12 protein-coding genes and 1 pseudogene are annotated in these 16054 nt (G+C 60.4%); 5 read left to right on the top strand and 8 right to left on the bottom strand.

Annotated features, from left to right (window positions below):
* Window positions 1-27 precede the first annotated feature (27 nt).
* From AC56DI_RS00770 to gliR, 7 genes and pseudogenes are all read right to left on the bottom strand, one after another.
* Window positions 28-531 (bottom strand): phosphomannose isomerase type II C-terminal cupin domain, encoded by a 504-nt coding sequence (locus tag AC56DI_RS00770; protein ID WP_496344616.1) that lies wholly within the window; start codon window positions 529-531, stop codon window positions 28-30.
* 39 nt (window positions 532-570) lie between these two features.
* A pseudogene (locus tag AC56DI_RS00765) lies at window positions 571-2559 on the bottom strand (GumC family protein); the annotation flags it as partial.
* A gap of 93 nt (window positions 2560-2652) precedes the next feature.
* Window positions 2653-3426 carry a polysaccharide biosynthesis/export family protein gene (locus AC56DI_RS00760; RefSeq protein WP_496344496.1) on the bottom strand — a complete coding sequence of 258 codons (774 nt, stop codon included), beginning with the start codon at window positions 3424-3426 and terminating at the stop codon, window positions 2653-2655.
* Between the two features lie 30 nt (window positions 3427-3456).
* On the bottom strand, window positions 3457-4368 hold the full coding sequence (locus AC56DI_RS00755) for a glycosyltransferase family 2 protein (RefSeq protein ID WP_496344495.1): 912 nt from the start codon (window positions 4366-4368) through the stop codon (window positions 3457-3459).
* Complete coding sequence (locus tag AC56DI_RS00750) at window positions 4368-5825, bottom strand: mannose-1-phosphate guanylyltransferase/mannose-6-phosphate isomerase (RefSeq protein ID WP_496344494.1); 1458 nt, start codon at window positions 5823-5825, stop codon at window positions 4368-4370. Before AC56DI_RS00750 ends, AC56DI_RS00755 begins: the two co-directional genes overlap by 1 nt.
* The gene (locus AC56DI_RS00745; protein ID WP_496344493.1) at window positions 5825-7273 is read right to left on the bottom strand and encodes an undecaprenyl-phosphate glucose phosphotransferase; all 1449 of its coding nucleotides are present in this window, start codon (window positions 7271-7273) and stop codon (window positions 5825-5827) included. Before AC56DI_RS00745 ends, AC56DI_RS00750 begins: the two co-directional genes overlap by 1 nt.
* A gap of 147 nt (window positions 7274-7420) precedes the next feature.
* Window positions 7421-8440: an AraC family transcriptional regulator GliR gene (gene gliR, locus AC56DI_RS00740; protein ID WP_496344492.1), complete on the bottom strand. Its 1020-nt coding sequence runs from the start codon at window positions 8438-8440 to the stop codon at window positions 7421-7423.
* A 284-nt stretch (window positions 8441-8724) separates the two neighbouring features.
* Between gliR and AC56DI_RS00735 the strand changes: the two genes are divergently transcribed.
* The 4 genes from AC56DI_RS00735 (at window position 8725) to AC56DI_RS00720 (ending at window position 14709) form a co-directional block, all read left to right on the top strand.
* Entirely contained in the window at window positions 8725-10320 is a 1596-nt protein-coding gene (locus AC56DI_RS00735) for an FAD-binding oxidoreductase (RefSeq protein ID WP_496344491.1), read from the top strand.
* Between the two features lie 2 nt (window positions 10321-10322).
* Complete coding sequence (locus AC56DI_RS00730; RefSeq protein WP_496344490.1) at window positions 10323-11948, top strand: glycerol-3-phosphate dehydrogenase/oxidase; 1626 nt, start codon at window positions 10323-10325, stop codon at window positions 11946-11948.
* The gene (locus AC56DI_RS00725; RefSeq protein ID WP_496344489.1) at window positions 11945-13504 is read left to right on the top strand and encodes an FGGY-family carbohydrate kinase; all 1560 of its coding nucleotides are present in this window, start codon (window positions 11945-11947) and stop codon (window positions 13502-13504) included. Before AC56DI_RS00730 ends, AC56DI_RS00725 begins: the two co-directional genes overlap by 4 nt.
* Before the next feature lie 266 nt (window positions 13505-13770).
* Window positions 13771-14709: a chemotaxis protein gene (locus AC56DI_RS00720; RefSeq protein WP_496344488.1), complete on the top strand. Its 939-nt coding sequence runs from the start codon at window positions 13771-13773 to the stop codon at window positions 14707-14709.
* A gap of 30 nt (window positions 14710-14739) precedes the next feature.
* Here the strand turns inward: AC56DI_RS00720 and AC56DI_RS00715 are convergent, their stop codons facing one another.
* Window positions 14740-15210 (bottom strand): DUF1499 domain-containing protein, encoded by a 471-nt coding sequence (locus tag AC56DI_RS00715; RefSeq protein ID WP_496344487.1) that lies wholly within the window; start codon window positions 15208-15210, stop codon window positions 14740-14742.
* On the opposite strand from AC56DI_RS00715, the gene AC56DI_RS00710 reads away from it, so the two are divergent.
* Window positions 15209-16015 carry an MOSC domain-containing protein gene (locus tag AC56DI_RS00710; protein ID WP_496344486.1) on the top strand — a complete coding sequence of 269 codons (807 nt, stop codon included), beginning with the start codon at window positions 15209-15211 and terminating at the stop codon, window positions 16013-16015. The genes AC56DI_RS00715 and AC56DI_RS00710 overlap by 2 nt on opposite strands.
* The last annotated feature ends 39 nt before the right edge of the window (window positions 16016-16054 follow it).

Genomic DNA, 16054 nt, shown 5'->3' with positions numbered 1-16054 from the left:
GCAGTTGGAGACTGGGTAAGGTCATATTCACGCGCGAGCGGACTCGACAACGGTGATGTCGTCATCACCGAAGTACTCACCAAATTGCATTTCGTAGAGCTGTACATCGATCACGCCAAGGTTGCGAATACTGTGTGCCTGCTCCATCACGATCTCGACGCGATCCCCTGCGCGTAAACGCTGTTGTTCGCCATTACTCTCCCAAAGCGCCAGGCCAGAAAGCACAACCCAGTGCTTGCTGCGGTGCAGGTGGTAATGCATCGGTAAGCTAGCGCCCGGTGCGATACAAAGGCGCAGCAAGCGGTGCCGAGGGCTTTGCTCAAGGAGCACGCGTGAGCCCCAGGTAAAGCTTTCCGCGGTGCTGGTTGCAGGCGTTGTGTGCGCTTGGTCAGGCGCGCCTGGTGCTAGTTCTGGTGCTGGGGCCAGTGCCGGTGCCGGGTTCAGGAATGGGGTGCTGATAAACGCCTGAGCACTGTCAGGGCGAGTGGTCTCCAGTGCAGAGAGGCCGATGGTCGGTGGCACTGGCTCCATTCGCACCTTCACCGCGGGCTGTTTTGTTGTGCCCTGGGTTAGCTGCCCACGCCAACGGTTGAACAGCTCCAACAGACTGGCGGGAATTTCAAATTGGCGACGGTTGAGAATGATCCCGTCGACCTTGCCAAACGCCGTGTTGAGGGTGGCCAGAGCATGCTGAACCATCGGTATGGTGCTGGCTTTGGCTTCGATCACCAGGGCGATCATGTCGGCCTGGCGCAGGGTGATAAAGGCTTGTTGATTACTGAGCAGGGCAGAGGCGCGCAGTAACACAATCTCGCCGGGCTCGGCGGTGGCGTGGCCATCGACGCGCACACGGTGACCGCGCTCAACGAGCAGGCTGCGCAGTTGCTCAATGACAAAGCTCACCCCTTCACCCGAGCGTGCCGAGGTCAGCGCCAGTGCCAGGCCCTGTTGCTCGATGCGTTCGAAGGGCAGCAGGCTATATAGCCGATAAATACTGGCGATAAAGGCATTCTGCGGTTGCCATGGACGCTCGCCAAGATCTTGCAGGGTCGACCACAGGGGCGCGCCAAAGGTGGCTTCGATCCGCTCGCCATCATGAATGCGTTGATCAAGCAGGTAGCAGAGGTAGAGGGTCAGTAAGCCCACTGCCAGTCCGGCCGGAACCGCCAGCAGCAGGATCATCAAACTTTTGGGGAACACGCGGCTGGGGTTGAAGGTGGCCTGTTCGATGATCGCAATGTTGCTGATCTGGCTCTTGTCCAGTTCGCGGTCGATGCGGGCCTTCTCCAGGTTTTCGGCATACAGGGCGTAGCTTTTTTCGGCGCTCACCAGCTGTAGATTCAGGCGAGTGATGTCCGGCTCGGCACGCAGAACGCGCTCGCGTTCGGTGCGCAAGAATTGCAGTTGCTGGTTGTAGTCTTTGAGTTGCCCAGACAGTTGCGTGGCGCGTAATTCGGCGTCGATGATCTGTTGCTTCAGATTGACCACAATGCCGTTGGGCGCAAGATTTTGTGAGCGCTCCAGGCGTTCAGCATGCTTGGCGTCGAGGTCACGCATCTGCTGCAGGTTTTGTTCGATTTCGCGTACGGGCGGTGCATCAGGTAGGTACGTGCGCAGCAGGGCGGTGCGTTCTTGCTCAAGGGTGTTAATGCGCCGCTTGAGGTCAAGGTCGGTTGGGTTGAGGCTTACTTCACGGGCCGTGATGACCTCGTACGGCTGGCGCTTGATCTGCACGCGTGCGTCGTTGAGGAAGCTGCGAATACCGGCTTGCTCATTGAGCTTTTCAGCCTGGGCATCGCTCAGGCGATTGATCTGATTGGTGAGGTTGTCCAGGCGCTCTTCCACACTGACGGACTTGATGCCAGTCAGTTGCTGATGCAGTTGTTTTTTCAGAAACGTAACCTGATCGGCAACCTTGAGCATTTCAGCGTCATAGAAGGTGTACAGACTTTTACGCCCCAAGGCCTGGGTACGCTCTTCAAGAAATGCCTTGATCCAGGTGTCGACGACCTTTTGTGCGACGCTCGGATCACTCCAGGTGAAGCTGATTTGCATCACCGCGGAGCCTGGGTCATGGGCGACGACGAAATTCTTTTCTAGCTTGGCAGCCAGGCGGTCTACCTCGCTTTGTTGCTCAACGATGCCGAGCAGTTGCAAACCACTGCGCACAACGTCCAGGACGTTGCCGATGGCCATGCCGACATAGAACTTGATGGTTTTCCAGAAGCCTTGTGGCTTGTAGTTGGCCATTTCCTCCAGATAACGCTCAGCGACCTGGCGCACGATGGGGCGCCCGGTGAGCATTTTTTCTTCGTCGACAATGGGGTCGCGCTGGGTGCTGGGGGCAATCAGGGCCTGACGGTTGGCCACCTCAATGGGCATGGTGGTGCTGTCACGCCCGGGCTTGACCAGCAGGCGGGCGTTGGACTCGTACTTGGCAGGCAGCAGAAAAGCGCCAAGAATCGCGACCACGATCGTCGTTATCACCGCCCACTGGAACTCCCGGCGGAAGATAAAGAACAGCCGTAGCAGGTCGCGGACAGAGCGGATTTCTAGCATGTGACGTTTTGCTCCGCAGAGGATCGCAGTTGTTTAGAGATGATCATTCAATGTGGTCTTGCTGATGTTCAGTGGGTCAACACATCCAGCGACTTAAAAACCACCGGCTGGGATCACTTCTACTTGATCTTGCTGATTCAGGTCGTAGTTGAAGCCAAGGCCAACCGCTTTATTGATCGGAATCAGGCGGGTGAAGTACATGTCCATGGCTTCAACCGCGCTGCCGATACCCGATTGCGGCACATAGATCAGGTCGCCGCGTTGCATGGCGATCATGGGGCGGTCTTTGTCCTGCAAAAGGGTGGCCAGGCTGAAGAAATAGCGCTTGTACTTGCCATCACTGCCGGCACGCAGCAGGGCAATGTTGTCGCTGTCGGCCGATGGCAGTACACCGCCGCTGGCCAGCAACACCTGCTCCAGGGTGGCGTGGCCTACGAGGTCAAAAAACGCGGCGTTAGGTACGGCGCCACCAATGAACACCTTGTTGCTCGGTGCGATGGCGATGTTTACCGTGGCATTGGGGCGGCGATAGATACTGCTGAGTTTGTGGGTGACTTCGCGCGCAACGTCTTCGGCGGTGCGTCCATCGGCCTTGATCAGGCCCACGAACGGCATGGAAAAGTAGCCGTCAGGCCGCACGACAAACAGGGTCATGTCGTCCTTTTCGGTAGGCTCTTGGGCGTCTCGCACAATCCGCAGGGTGTCGCCACTCTGAATGCGCACCACAGGCGGTGGCAGTTGCGCCAGTTGATAGATGTCCTTGTGGCGCGCTTCGACGACGTCGTCTTCCGGCAAGTGCACGCGTGCAGGTGTACTGCAGGCGCTCAAGGTTGCCATGAGCAAGATGCTGATTATCAGTCTGGACATAGTTGCTTCCCTTGCGATGATCGACATTATTCAGTTCCAGTAAGCAGCAAACATGCTGATTTTTTGTTTGAGTGCGCGGGGCAGATACCGCTCGTTGTAGCCCAGCTTGTAGCCAATCAGCTTCAGTGCGCTGCGTAAAAATACTTCCGGCAGTCGGTGCAGAGCCCCAGCGTTGTGCAACGCGGCGATTTCTGCCCGGACATAGCGCGTGCCTTCCCCGCTCGCGTGGCCAAAAGTGTCGGCAATCCAGGATTCACGGCCATAAAACGTACCGATATCAAAGTAACGGCGAAATTCATCCAGCATGCTGTAGTCATGCGAGTGCTCAACACAGGCGTCTGCGGCGTAACGCACGGCATAGCCGGCCTGTAGCAGCCGACCGGCGACATAGGCGTCTTCGCTGCCGATGACGTCCAGAGGGAATCCGCCGACTGCTTGCAGGGCGCTGCGCCGGTAGGCAGCAAACGAGTCTGAACTAAAGCAAGTTTTAATCCCAAACTCAGCGGCATCTGCCAAGCGCTTGGTACGGCTGTGGGCGGGGTAGTTGAATTGCCTTGCCTGGCGGGCGAGAAGGCCTGCGTGTGGATGTGGCAACTGCCGTCCATATGCAACACCGATATCGTCTTCGCTCAGCAGCCCAGCTTTGAGCTTGGCCAGGCTGTCGGGGTTGCAGGGGGTCGCGTCCTGAGTCAGGAAGATCAGTACCTCGGCGTCTACCTGTTGGCTTGCCCACTGACGTGTGCCGCCATGATTGAAGCTGGTGGCGGCAATCACTTCGACGCGCGCACCCGCAGCACGCAGGCGTGCCACGCTGTCGTCGCTGGATTGACTGTCGACCACGAAAAACTCGTCTGGCTGCAGCGTCTGCTGGGCCAGTGCGGGTAACAGACGGTCCAGATAGGGCGCCGCGTTACGGGTGGGAATGATCAGCGCCGTGCGCATCAGGCTTGAGCCTCAGCCTGGGGAACCCGGCCATACACGTCATCGAAACGCACGATGTCGTCTTCACCCAGGTATTCGCCGCTTTGGACTTCGATCATCACCAGATCAATCACGCCAGGATTGCTCAGGCGATGGTTGTGCCCGGAGGGGATGAAGGTCGACTGGTTGGTGTCGAGTAGGAAGTCGCGCTCGCCGTTGGTAACCCGAGCCATGCCGCTAACCACTATCCAGTGTTCACTGCGGTGGTGGTGCATCTGCAGGGAGAGTGAGGCGCCTGGGCGCACGACAATGCGTTTGATTTTGTAGCGCGGACCATTTTCGATCACGCTGTAGGTGCCCCAGGGTCGGCTGACAGTGCTGTGCAGGCGGTAGGCGTCGTGGCCGCGGCGCTTGAGTTCCTGGGCGATGTATTTGACCTCCTGGCTGCGCGCCGCATCGGCAATCAAGAGTGCGTCTGGCGTATCGACCACGATCAGGTCGTGCACGCCGACCAGGCCCACCAGTCGCGTGGGGGCATCAACAAAACAATTGTGGGTGTCGTGCAGCACGCTTTCGCCGCGGACCTGATTGCCCTGGCTGTCGCTGGGCTCCAGTTCGCGCAAGGCCTGCCAAGAGCCAATGTCACTCCAGCCCAAGGTGCAGGGGATGACGGCGACCTTGTGTGACAGTTCGAACAAGGCGTGGTCGATGGAAATGTCGGGGGCGTTGGCGAAGATCTCGCTCGGCAACTCACATTGCTGGCTGTCTTTACCGCGCAAACGCCGGCTGGCGGCCAGGCTGTCGCGCGCGCTGTCGAGCACTGCCGGGGCATGCAGGTGCAGCTCGTTCAGCAAATGGTCGACCTGCAGGCAAAACATTCCTGCGTTCCACAGGTGGCAACCGCCGTCCAGATAGCCCTGAGCAGTGACTGCATCGGGTTTTTCCACGAAGCGGGCGGCCTGGTAGCCTTTGTGCTCGAGTGGCTTGCCGAGCTCGATGTAGCCGAAGCCGGTTTCGGCACGATCTGGTTGGATGCCAAACGTGACCAGATAGCCAGCGCTGGCCAGGCTGCGGGCATTGCTCACTGCGGCCGCAAAGGCCTCTTGGTCATGGATCAGGTGGTCCGCGGGCAGCACCAGCAGTTGGGCTTGATCGCCGTGCTCTTGCTGGACATACAGCGCGGCGGCGGCGATGGCGACCGCCGTGTTGCGCCCGCAAGGCTCAAGGATGAATTCCAGGTGCAGGGCGGCTTGATTGACGTCGCGATAGTCATCCTGGGTGCTGAATAGCAGCTCGCGATTGGTCACCGTCAGCAGGCGTTTGACTTCAGGCAGCTGGCTGGCACGTAGAAAGGTCTTTTGCAGCAGGCTTTGTTGGTCAGCCATGCGCATAAACGGTTTGGGGCGCGCCTCGCGAGACACTGGCCACAAGCGCGTGCCGGCACCGCCCGCGAGAATGCAAGGGATTAATTCGCTCATTAGTACACTTCCTTGGTCAATGCTATCGCCGGCAGGGTGCGGAACAAAATGTACAGATCAAGCCAGATTGACCAGTTCTCGATGTACTCAAGGTCCAGTTCCACGCGCCGTTCGATCTTCTCGAGGGTGTCGGTTTCGCCGCGGTAACCATTGATTTGGGCCCAGCCGGTGATGCCTGGCTTGACCCGGTGACGTGCTGCATATTCTTCAACGGCATCTTCAAACAAGATGCCAGCGGCTTTGGTGGCCGTGGCGTGGGGCCGTGGGCCGACCATCGACATGTTACCGGCTAGCACGTTAAACAGTTGTGGCAGTTCATCAATGCTGGTCTTTCTGATGAAGCGACCCACTCGAGTGATCCGTGCATCGCCCCGCGTGGTTTGTTGCTCGGCATTGGCATCGCAGGCGTGCTGGTGCATTGAGCGGAATTTGAGCACCTCAATCAGGCGGTTGTTATAGCCGTAGCGCTTTTGTCGAAACAGAATCGGACCCTTTGAGTCCAGGCGGATAGCCAATGCGGTCAACAGCATCAGCGGACTCAGCAGCAATATTGCGAGTGTGGCGAGGATCAGGTCTTCCAGGCGTTTGAGCAGAGGGGACCAGCCGCGCATCGGCAATTCCGACGCGTTGAACATCGGCATGCCTGCCACAGCACTGACCCGGTTATGGGTGTAATGAAAGGCCACCAGGTCAGGGGCCAGCAGCACGGTTACCGGCAGGCGGCGCAGGCGGCCAATCAGAGCGCCGATACGACTTTCGGCAGACCAGGGCAAGGCGACCAGGACTTGACTGACCTGTTCTTCACGAATCAGCCGTTCAAGCTTGTTGGTGTCGCCAATAATTGGCAGACCGGCGAGTTCCGGGCCGACTCGCTCGGCGCGATCATCCACAAAGCCCAGTAGGCCGCAGCGAATGTCGCCGTTATGTTTGAAGTGGTTGGCGAGCCTGGCGCCGTTGTCTGTGGCCCCGAGAATCACTGCCCGTTGCAGGTAGTAGCCGCGGCGCATCAGACGCTTGAAAACGGCCAGCAGCAGCAGGCGTTCAGCGCCAAACAGCACCAGGCTGATAAAGAACCAGGCAAGCATTTGTTGTTCGCTGATCAAATCAAACAAGCCGAGTTGCCAATGCAGGAAAAACAGCATGGAAAAGGCAGTCAGCCAGCAAAACAGCATTCGCCGAAAGCGCAGCAGGTTGCTGAACAGCTCATCGTCGTAAATACGAAAAGCATGAAAAACCAGGGTGCTGAGCAGCCCGAAGAAGAGCAGCAATGCCGGGTCGTTATCGTCCCAGTAGTTGTTCGCCTTTAAGTCGCTACTTTCTGAGATCAGCAACAGGAACAGGCCGGGGGCCATGGCGGTTAGGCCGTGCACAACGCGCACGCACGCAATCAGGTATTGAGCGACCCCTGGCTTGGTGATTTTAAGCGTGTCTTTAGAATGAGCGTGCAAGGGGTGCTCTCTTGATGACGGAGTTGTCAGCAAAGATTTAGGGCAGATGGGTGTTGGTTTTAGTTGTTTTATTGGCGCTATTATTTTGACGAACGCAGCTGCGCCATAATTTTGTCAATTGAAACATGGGTGTGAACTGTTTCGCAATTACTGCTTGGCGCGCTGCCGGTATTCCCCTGGCGTCATGCCTGTCCAGGTTTTGAAGCTTCGGTGAAATGAGCGCGATTCAGTGAAGCCCAGATAGCTGGCGATGTCCTGGATCGGCAGGTCGCTGCGCAGAAGATAGTGCTCGGCGAGTTCCTGGCGCAACTGGTCGAGAATTTCTTGATAGCTGCTGCCGGCCAGTTGCAGGTGACGCTGCAGGGTGCGCACGGTCATGTTGAATTTTTCTGCGACCCTTTCCTTGCGCGGCAGGCCGTCCTTGAGCAGCAGGCGCAGGGCGTTTTTCACCCGTAATGGCAACGGCTCGTCATCATCCAGCCCAGCCATCAGGGTCAGGGCGTGTTCCTCTAGGGTGCGCAGCAGGTTGGCGTCGGCTTGGCGCAGCGGCACCGCGAGGTATTCCACCGGCACCAGCAGGGCGTTGCAGGGTTGCTCGAACTTGATTGGGCAGCCGAATACCTCGCTGTAGTCGCTGAGTTGGGTGCCGGCCGGCTGTGCATGCTCGAACCAGACTTCGGCCGGCGAGCGATTCATGTCGGCGATCCAGCGCGCATACAAGAGCCAGGAGGCGAGGACGTTTTCCACCATGTGGCGGCGGATCTCTGCGCCTTGGTGGCGGCAACTCCAGATCAGTCGTACCTGCTCGTCGGCGGCTTCGATGCGGCTGACGCCCATGTCGCCGACCAGTTTTTCAAACGGCACGATACGGCTCATGGCTTCGCCGAGGGTGGCGCAGTTCATGGTGATGTAACCCAGTACGCTCCACGAACCGGGCTGCACGAAACGCGCCGCGTGTAGGCCGAACAGCGGGTCGGCGGAGACCTGCATCAGGTGGTCGATCAGCCGTTCGTGCACTTCGCTGGGGATGCGCTGGCTGTTGTCGCGCAGCTCATCGCTGCTGATCTGCGCGGCTTGCAGGGCGGCCTCCGTGCTCAAGCCCATATGTTCGGCGTAGCGCAGGTATTTGAGCAGGGCGGGGACTGAGGTATAGCCAAGGCTGGGCATGGTCTTGTTCTTATTTTGCGGTGGCTTGATTGGCAACTGCGGCTGGCTCGTTTCGACAGTGACGGCGCGCAGCAGGCGGCTAGTATAGGCAGCCTGCACAGGCTGTGTAAAAACGTAGCGAGCGAAGGTTAGGCAAGGCAAAAACAGGCGAAAAAGCGCAGTTTACGTGCTGTAAATGAGCATTTTTAGCCTGTTTTTAACGCCGCATAACCGAGCGCAGTAGTTTTTACACAGTCTGAGCAAGCAGGTTCGAAACAGGCATTGATGTTAGCGAGGAGAGTGGCATGCGGCGTTGGAATGGTTGGGGTGACGAGGCGACAGTGGTGGATCTGCCAGCCCATGGCGAGGCGTTTCTCGCTGAGCTGATTGGCAGCGGACAAAAGCTCGCCGACGCGACCCTGGCCGAGGTGCTGGCCAAGGTGCCGGCCTCGCGCCTGCCGGCCCATCCGCTGGTGATCACTGACGCCGAAGATCGCGTGCGCCATGCCCGTGGCCAGAGCCTGCCGGACTGGTTGGCGATGCGCTCCGGCGATTTCGGCGTGTTCCCCGATGGCGTGGCCTACCCGGAGACCGCGGCGCAGATCCGCGAGTTGATGAACTGGGCCGTCGAGCACAACGTGCTATTGATTCCTTACGGTGGTGGCACCTCGGTGGCCGGGCATATCAACCCGCAAGCCGGTGACAAGCCGGTGCTGTGCCTGTCGCTGGAGCGCATGAGCCGCTTGCTCGACCTGGACGAGCAGAGCCAGATCGCCACCTTCGGTCCCGGTGCCAATGGTCCGCAGGTGGAAAGCCAACTGCGTGCCCGTGGATACACCCTGGGGCACTTCCCGCAGTCCTGGGAGCTGTCGACACTTGGCGGTTGGGTGGTAACCCGCTCCAGCGGTCAGCAATCCTTGCGCTACGGGCGCATCGAGCAGGTGTTTGCTGGCGGCAAGTTGGAAACCTTTGCCGGCACCCTGGAGATTCCGACCTTTCCGGCGTCAGCGGCGGGGCCTGACCTGCGCGAGCTGGTAATGGGCTCGGAAGGGCGCTTTGGCATCGTCTCCGAGGTCAAGGTGCGTGTGACCCGCCTGGCTGAGCAGGAACGTTTTTATGCGGTGTTTTTCCCTTCCTGGCAGTTGGCCCTGCTGGCCATTCGCGAGCTGACTCAAGCGCGCGTGCCGCTGTCGATGTTGCGCCTGTCGAATGCCATCGAGACCCAGACTCAGCTGGCCCTGGCCGGCCATCCGGGACAGATCAGCCTGCTGGAGAAATATGTAGCCCTACGTGGCGCGGGCGTCGGCAAATGCATGATGACGTTTGGCGTCACCGGCAATCGTGCGCAAAACGCTGCTTCGCTGAAACAGGCGAAGAAACTGCTCAAGGGCTTTGCCGGGGTGTTTACCGGCACCTTGCTGGGCAGCAAGTGGGCCGAAGGGCGCTTCCGTTTCCCGTACTTGCGCCATGGCCTGTGGGAAGCCGGTTATGCCGTGGATACCCTGGAAACCGCCACCGACTGGTCGAATGTCGACAATTTGCTGAACAAGGTCGAAGCCAGTCTGCGTGACGGCCTGAGCGCCGAGGGTGAGCGGGTGCATGTGTTTACCCATCTGTCCCATGTGTATGGCGAGGGGTCGAGCATCTACACCAGCTATGTGTTCCGCCCAGCGAGCACCTACGCCGGCACGTTCGAGCGCTGGCAGAAGCTCAAGCATGCGGCATGCAGCGCCATTGCCAACAACCGCGGCACCATCAGCCACCAGCACGGTGTTGGCCGCGACCATGCACCGTACCTGGCGGTGGAGAAGGGCGAACTGGGCATGGCGGCACTCAAGGCCATGGCTGGGCATTTTGACCCTGACGGCCGTTTGAACCCTGGCGTGTTGCTGCAGGATTGACCATGAGTACTGTCGATTTGCCTGGCTGGAACGCCGCCTGGCGTGAGCGCGTGCTGCCCGAGTTGGCGGCGCGCGACTGGGACCTGATTGTGGTCGGCGGCGGCATCAGTGGTGCCGGCATCCTTCGTGAAGCGGCGCGGCGCGGCTGGAAGTGTCTGCTGATCGAACAGCGCGATTTTGCCTGGGGCACGTCCAGTCGTTCATCGAAGATGGTGCATGGCGGCCTGCGTTACATCGCCAAGGGCCAGCTCGGCCTGACCCGCGATTCGGTGCGTGAGCGCCAGCGTTTGCTTAGTGAGGCGCCGGGCTTGGTCGATCCGCTGAGTTTCTTGTTTCCCCATTATCAGGGCGCGTTTCCAGGCCCCAGGGTGTTTGGTGGTTTGCTGGCTCTGTACGACGCCCTGGCCGGCAAACGCAACCATCTGTACTACCCGTTGCAGCAACTGCGTTACCTGACGCCGGGGCTGCGTGAACCGGGCCTGCAAGGCGCTACGCAGTTTTACGATGCGGTCACCGATGATGCGCGGCTGGTGCTGCGTGTGCTCGGCGAGGCGCGCGCCGACGGTGGTGAGGCGCTCAATGGCCTGCGGGTGGTCGAGTTGTTGCGCGAGGGCGAGCGGGTCATCGGCGTGCGGGTTGAGGACGGCGAAAGCGGTCAGTCATTCAACCTGCGCAGCCGGGCCGTGGCCCAGGCCACCGGCGCCTGGGCCGACCAGTTGCGACGCAAGAGCGGCCTTGAATATATCCGTCCGTTGCGTGGCAGCCATCTGCTGCTGCCCGCCTGGCGGCTGCCCTTGGCCCATGCCCTGAGCTTTATGCACGGTGAAGATAAGCGCCCGGTATTCGTCTTTCCTTGGGAAGGCGCGACGGTGATTGGTACCACCGACCTCGATCATGCCGAGTCGCTGAATCAGGATGCGCGCATCACTGCGGCCGAGGTCGACTACCTGTTGGCCGCCTGTGCCCAGCAGTTTCCGGCGGCGCAGATTGGTCGTGCCGATGTGTTGTCCAGTTGGGCCGGGGTGCGCCCGGTGGTGGCTGACGGTCAGCCGGCCACGGCGGGCAAGAAACCGTCGGATGAAAAACGCGAACATGCGCTGTGGGTTGAACCCGGTTGCGTGACCCTGGCCGGGGGCAAGCTGACCACCTTCCGCCTGCTGGCGCTGGAGGTGTTGCAGGCCTGTGCCGGGGTCGTCGGTCGGCCTGTGGAAGATGCCGGCAGCGCCGTGTTTGCCGCCATGCCGGCGCTGCCGTTGCCCGGCCTGAGTACTGCTCAGCAACGGCGTCTGGCTGGGCGTTACGGTCGCGCCTTGCCGCAGGTGGCCGAGCTGCTCACTCAGCTGGGTCAGGAAACAGTGGGCGCGACAGAAACCCTGTGGGCCGAGCTGGCGTTTGCCGCCGAGCACGAACTGGTGCTGCATCTGGATGACCTGCTGCTGCGCCGCACCCGCCTGGGCCTGCTGTTGGCGCACGGCGCTGCGGCTGAACTGCCGCGTATCCGTGAGCTGTGTCAGGCCCGCCTGGGGTGGGATGACCTGCGTTGGCTCCGTGAGCAGCAAAACTACCTGGACCTCTGGCAGCGTTGTTACAGCCTGCCGGTGGACACTGCTATGAGGACGCCCGCGTGAGCGATAAAAGCTATGTGTTGGCCATCGATAATGGCACCCAGAGCGTGCGCGCGCTGCTGTTCGACCTCGAAGGCAATCTGCTCGGTAAGGGCAAGGTCGAGCTGGAAGCCTACTACTCCAAGCAGCCCGGCTGGGCCGAGCAGGACCCTGAGTATTACTGGGCCAGCCTCGGCGAGGCCTGCCGCTTGCTCTGGGAACAGGTGACAATCGATAAGCGCCTGATCAAGGGCGTGTCGCTGACTACTCAGCGCGGCACCCTGATCAATGTCGACGCCCATGGCCAGCCGCTGCGCCCGGCCATGCTCTGGCTGGATCAGCGTCGTGCCGCCGTGCGCGGCAAGATCAAGGGGCCCTGGGGTTGGCTGTTCAAGCTGATCGGCGAAGAGGCGACGGTGGATTACTTTCGCGCCCAGGCCGAGGTCAACTGGATCGCCCAGGAACAGCCGGAGATCTGGGCCAAAACCGACAAGATGCTGCTGCTTTCGGGCTTTCTCACCCATCGCCTGACCGGTCAGTTTGTCGACTCGGTGGCCTGCTGCGTGGCTTATCTGCCATTCGACTACAAGCGGTTGAAGTGGGCGGCACCGCGGGACTGGAAGTGGCAGGCGATGCCGATCCGCCGCGAGCAATTGCCCGAGCTGCGCAAGCCTGGCGAGCGGCTCGGCCAAATCAGCGCCGAGGCCAGTCGCCATACCGGCATACCCGAGGGTTTACCGCTGATTGCTGCAGGTGCCGACAAGGCCTGCGAGGTGATCGGCGCCGGTGGTGTCGACCCGAGTACCGCCTGCCTGTCTTATGGCACCACGGCCACCATCAACACCACGCGCAGCCAATACCTGGAAACCATTCCGCTGATCCCGCCGTACCCCTCGGCGATTCCCGATCACTTCAATACTGAGGTGATGATCTTTCGTGGTTTCTGGATGGTCAGTTGGTTCAAGCAGCAGTTCGGCCTGCGCGAAATGCAGCGTGCCAAAGAGCTGGGCGTGGCGCCTGAGACACTGTTTGATGAGCTGGTCAACAGCGTGCCGGCCGGCTCCATGGGACTGATGCTGCAGCCGTACTGGTCGCCGGGAATTCGCGAGCCAGGGCTGGAAGCCAAGGGTTCGATCATTGGTTTTGGCGATGTGCACACTCGCGCCCATTTATACCGGGCGATTCTCGAAGGTCTGGCCTATGCCCTGCGCCAGGGCAAGGAGAAGATCGAGAAGCGCTCGGGGACCAAAATTGTGCGCCTGCGCGTGTCAGGTGGCGGCTCGCAAAGCGATGCGGCCATGCAGCTGACGGCGGATATCTTCGGCTTGCCGGCCGAGCGACCGCACACCTATGAAACCTCCGGTCTGGGCGCGGCCATCGATTGCGCTGTGGGCCTGGGTCTGCATCCGGACTTCACCACGGCGATTGCCGCCATGACCCGTGTGGGCGAGGTGTTTATGCCGCAGGCGGCGGCTCAGCAGACCTACGAGCGCCTGTATCAGGAGGTTTACCAGCGCATGTACAAGCAGCTCAAGCCGCTGTACCAGAGCATTCGCGAGATCACGGGTTACCCTTCCTAAATAGTGGAACTGCACGTTGGGGGTTCAGCTCTCGGCTATTTGGTCGATACATTTGCCAGCAAGCCAGGCTGGCAGCCTGTTTGGCTCAGGCGTTTATCGCGAAGGGAAGACTGAACAGGGTCAGCCGTTTGCGCTCTTTTAAGGCGAGTCGTCGCCCTGTCTAACGCAGTAAGAGTGCAAAAAATGACCAGGTCTGACTTTTCCGCAGTAGCACAGACCTAAGTTCGACGGGCTGCTAGACTCGGTAAATCTCACAGGAGCGCGCTATGGCCGGCATTCTCGACTCAGTAAATCAACGCACCCAGCTGGTGGGCGAAAATCGCCTGGAAATTCTGATGTTCCGCCTGGCTGGGCGCCAGCTGTTTGCCATCAACGTGTTCAAAGTGCAGGAAGTGCTGCAGTTGCCCAAGCTGACCCTGATCCCGCAGCGGCACCCGTATGTTTGCGGCGTGGTCAATTTGCGCGGGCAAACTCTGCCCGTGATCGATCTGTCTCAGGCCATCGGTATGCGTCCGATCGTGCCGGGCGAGAACAGCACCATTATCGTTACCGAGTACAACCGTTCGGTGCAGGCGTTTTTGGTCGGCGGCGTGGACCGCATTCTCAACCTCAACTGGGAATCGATCCTGCCGCCGCCCGGTGGGGCCGGGCGTCAGCATTACCTGACGGCGATTACCAAGGTTGATGACCAGATCGTCGAAGTGATCGACGTGGAAAAGGTTCTGGCGGAAATCTCGCCGATGAGCAGCAAGGTCTCTGCTGAAAAGCTCGGTGATCCGCTGCTGGAAAAGGCCAGGGGCCGCGAAGTGCTGCTGGTGGACGACTCCAACGTTGCCTTGACCCAGCTGAAGGAAACCATGGCGCAGTTGCAGATTCGCACCCACGTCGCCAGTGATGGGCTCAAGGCTCTCAAGTTGTTGCAGTTGTGGGCCGACTCTGGGGTGAACATGCAGGAAAAGCTGCTGATGGTCATCACCGATGCGGAAATGCCAGAAATGGACGGCTATCGCCTGACCACAGAAATCCGTAGCGATCCACGCCTGAAAGACCTGTACGTTGTACTGCACACCTCATTGTCCGGCAGTTTCAACGAAGCCATGGTGAAGAAGGTCGGTTGCGACAACTTCCTCTCCAAGTTCCAGCCCGACAAATTGGTCGATATGGTGCGCCAGCGCCTGGCGCTGGACGAGCCGCAAGAGTCCTGATCCAGCTCAGCACATCGCCCTGGCAAACGCTCAGGGCTGGCTGAGCTGCTGGCGCAAGCCTTCAATACGCTCGCGGTTGACGCCCAGGTCCGAGTGGCCGAGGCGTGAGGCCGAGCGCACTTCCACGGCCTCCTGGCCGATCAGAAACTCCACGTCATCGACGAAGCGCATCAACTGGCTGGTGAACTCGGCTCGCAGGTAATGCGCCTCCTGCGCGACCACTGTCACGCGCGGAGTCTGTGCCAGCAGGCTGAGCAGGCGAGTGCGGGTGGCGGTTGGGTCGCCCTGCAGGGGCAGTGGAGCAATCCGGTGCTCGCTGTCGCTGGCCTGGCTGCTAACGCAGTTAGGGCTGGGCGGGCAGTCAGTCAGATGACCATCCTGTACGCCAAGGTTGCCAGGTGCCGTGCCGCTGCACGCGCTGAGCACGGCGGCGCATGTAAACAGCGCGATGCTTCGGGTAACGTGGGCGGGTGTTTTCTTCAGGGCAGGGCGATTGAACATGTTGCGTCTCTCCGGGTTGTACCGTTATCCACTCAAGTCGGCGGCTGGTGAATGCCTGTCGCAAGCGACCCTGGACGCCTTGGGGCTGGTCGGTGATCGTCGCTGGATGATAGTCGATGCGGTCAGTGGGCGGTTCCTGACTCAGCGCCTGTTACCGCAGTTGACCCAGCTCAGGGCTGAGTGGCAAGGCGCCCAGGCGTTGCGCTTGAGCGTTGCAGGTCGACCGGAGCTGGTAGTGGCCGTGCCTGATGCTGCGGCTGAGCTGCGCGGTGTGACGGTGTGGAGCGACAGCTTGCAGGTGCCGGATGCCGGTGATGCTGCCGCCCTGTGGTTGAGTGAGTGGCTGCAGCGGCCGTGTCGGCTGGTGCAGGTGCCGGCAGAGCGTGCGCGGCAGGTCGATACCGGCTACGCCGAGGTGGGCGAGAAGGTAGGTTTTGCCGATGGTTTCCCATTGCTGCTGATTGGGCAAGCCTCGCTGGATGACTTGTCGGCGCGGGTAGGTCGGCCCTTGGAGATGCTGCGCTTTCGCCCCAACCTGGTGATCAGCGGCAGTGAACCCTACGCAGAAGACCAGTGGCGGCGCATTCGTATCGGCGTCCTGGAGTTTCGCCTGGTCAAGGGCTGTTCGCGCTGCATCATGACCACCCTGGACCCGCAGACGGGCGAGCGCAGCAGCGACCGCGAGCCGCTGGCGACCCTAAAGACCTACCGCGAGCGTGAAGGCGAGGTCTATTTCGGGCAGAACCTGCTGCACAGCGGCCCCGGCGAATTGCAGCTGGGCATGGCGGTGGAAGTGCTGGAGTAAGCGCAGGCAGGCATAAAAAGGGCGACTCGAAGTCGCCCT

It is taken from the genome of Pseudomonas sp. BGA-UO-ETr-WB11, from assembly GCF_059567785.1.
The sequence above is the reverse complement of the archived record's forward strand: the minus strand, read 5'-3'. Positions and strand labels throughout refer to the sequence as shown.